A 3,244-nucleotide genomic window follows, 5' to 3' on the forward strand; every position below is an offset into this window, starting at 1 on the left:
TAAATTCGAATTCGGACGTTACTACAAGTTCGATATTCCAACAACAGTGAAAGACGATGTTGTAGCTGGTGCAGATATCGAAAATACTGCAGCTCAAGTTGTTAACTACTACAACCCAACGACTAAGAAAGTTGAAAAACCTGAAAAACCAACTGAAAAACGTGTCAACAATGTTCCAATCTCAGTTGAATTTAACTTCACTAAGAAATTGGAAGGTCGCGACCTTAAAGCTGGCGAATTCACATTCGAGTTGAAAGATAGCGACAATGTTGTGATTGCGACTGCAACCAACGACGCAAGCGGCAACTTCAAGTTCACTCCAGTTGACTACACAAACAAAGCTGGTAAAACTGTCACTGCCCTTAAATACCAGAAGGGTCAAGAAGGTACGTACACTTACACTGTAACAGAGGTTAAGGGTACAGATTCAACTGTTACTTACGATGAAATGGCTGCAGTTGTAACTGTTAAAGTAAGTCATGATGGTACTGCGAAAGCCTTGATCACAAACGTGACAGAACCTGCCGATAAAGAATTCAACAACCGTGTCACTCCACCAACAGAACCTAAGTTCCAACCAGAGAAATACGTTGTTTCTAAAGCGAAATTCGATATCACAGGTACGAAGCTCGTTGATGACGATTCTGAATTGACAGATAAATATGGTGAAACAAACACAAACCCATATGTCGATACAACTGCCAACAACGAAGATGAAAACTTGAATACCAAGACTGTTGAACGTGGTCAAAAACTTTACTACCAAGTATGGTTGGATACAACTAAATTTGACGCAAGCAACAAAGACAATATCCAAACAGTAGGAATCACAGATAACTACGACAAGGATAAATTGACTGTTAATGCTTCAGATATCAAGGTTTACGATTCAGTTACTGGTGCAGATGTTACGACTAAATTCGATATCTCTGATAACAATGGTGTTCTGACAGCTAACCTGAAAGCAGGCTTCACTAAGTCACTTGGCGACGCTGAAAACACTCAAATCATTGATACAACTAAGTTTGAATTTGGACGCTACTATAAATTTGATATCCCAGCAACAGTGAAAGACGATGTCGTAGCTGGTGCAGATATCGAAAACAAGGCAGCACAAGTTGTTAACTACTACAACCCAGTAAGCAAGACTGTTGAAAAACCAAACAAACCAACTGAAAAACGTGTCAACAGTGTTCCAATCTCAGTTGAATTCAACTTCACTAAGAAATTGGAAGGTCGCGACCTTAAAGCTGGCGAATTCACATTCGAGTTGAAAGACAGCGACAATGTTGTGATTGCAACTGCAACCAACGATGCAGCTGGTAAGATCAAGTTTGCTCCAGTAGATTACACAAATAAAGCTGGTGAAACTGTCACTGCCCTTAAATACAAGAAGGGTCAAGAGGGTACTTACAAGTACACAGTAGAAGAGGTTAAAGGAACTGACGCAACCGTAACTTATGACACAATGAAAGCTGTTGTAACAGTTGAAGTTCGTCATGATGGTACAGCGAAAGCCTTGATCACAAACGTGACAGAACCAGCTGATAAAGAATTCAATAACACAGTTCGTCCTCCAGAAGAACCTAAGTTCCAACCAGAGAAATATGTTGTTTCTGAAGAGAAATACGATATCACAGGCGACAAACTCGTTGATGATGATAAAGAGTTGGCAGACAAGTACGCAGATACCAATGCGGACCCATATGCGGACGATGCATCAAACAACGAAAAAGAAAACTTGAACACTAAGACTGTGAAACGTGGCGACAAGTTGGTTTACCAAGTATGGTTGGATACAACTAAATTCGACGCAGCTAACAAGGACAACATCCAATCAGTAGGTATCTCAGATGACTACGATGAAACTAAGTTGGATCTTGATTCTACTAAGATCAAAGCTTACGATTCAGTAACAGGTGATGATGTAACAGCTAAATTCGATATCGCTGTGAACAACGGTGTGATCACTGCAACTCTTAAAGATGGCTTTACGAAGTCACTTGGCGATGCGGAAAACACTCAAGTGATCGATACAACTAAGTTCGCCTTCGGACGTTACTACAAATTTGATATTCCAACAACAGTTAAACAAACAGTTAAAGCTGGTGTAGATATCGAAAATACTGCGGCTCAAGTTGTAAACTACTACAACCCAACCACTAAGAAGGTTGAAAAACCAAGCAAACCAACTGAAAAACGTGTAAATAACGTTCCAGTTGAAGTAGAATTCAACTTCACTAAACGCTTGGAAGGTCGGGAGCTTAAAGCTAACGAATTCAGCTTCGTGCTTAAAGATTCAACTGGTAAAGAAGTTGAAACTGTAAGCAATGATGCATCTGGTAACGTTAAGTTCAAAGCTCTTGAATTCAAGAAGGGTCAAGAAGGCGTACACAACTACACAGTAGAAGAAGTTAAAGGAAGCGACGCAACCGTTACATACGATACAATGAAAGCGAATGTAACAGTCACTGTATCACACGACGGAACAGCTAAAGTTCTGATCGCGACTGTAGGCGACATTGCGGATAAAGAATTTAACAACCGTGTAACACCTCCAGAAGAACCTAAGTTCCAACCAGAGAAGTTCGTTCTTAATAAAGAAAAATTTGATATCACTGGATCAAAACTTGCTGACGATGATGATGAGTTGACAGATGAGTATGCAGATACAAATGCAAATCCATATGCTGACAAAGATACCAACAACGAAGCAGAAAACATCAATACCAAGACTGTTAACCGTGGAGATAAGTTGGTTTACCAAGTATGGTTGGATACAACTAAATTCTCAGCAACTAACAAAGAAAACATCCAATCTGTAGGAATCTCAGATGACTACGATGAAGCGAAGTTGGAACTTGATTCAACTAAGATCAAAGCTTACGATTCAATAACAGGCGCAGAAGTAACAGATAAATTTGATATTACAGTTAATAACGGAGTAATCACAGCAACTCTTAAAGCTGGCTTCACTAAATCTCTAGGAGATGCAGAAAATACTCAAGTTATCGACACAACTAAATTCGCATTTGGACGTTACTACAAGTTCGACATTCCAACAACAGTGAAAGCTGATGTTGCTGCTGGTGTAGATATTGAAAATACTGCAGCGCAAGTTGTAAACTACTACAACCCAACAACTAAGAAGGTTGAAACACCAGAGAAACCTACTCAAAAACGTGTAAACAACGTTCCAGTACCAGTGGAATTCAACTTCACGAAACGTTTGGAAGGTCGTGAA

At 39.7% G+C, this 3,244-nt stretch carries 1 protein-coding gene; it reads left to right on the forward strand.

All coding sequences use genetic code 11. The annotated features are described in order from the left end of the window. Positions 1 to 3,244 (forward strand): SspB-related isopeptide-forming adhesin (locus tag HMPREF2685_RS02235; RefSeq protein WP_315940841.1); only part of this gene is annotated, 3,244 nt, incomplete at both ends.

Origin of the sequence: Streptococcus sp. HMSC074F05 (genome assembly GCF_001808725.1) — a bacterium.
Taxonomy (GTDB): domain Bacteria; phylum Bacillota; class Bacilli; order Lactobacillales; family Streptococcaceae; genus Streptococcus; species Streptococcus parasanguinis_I.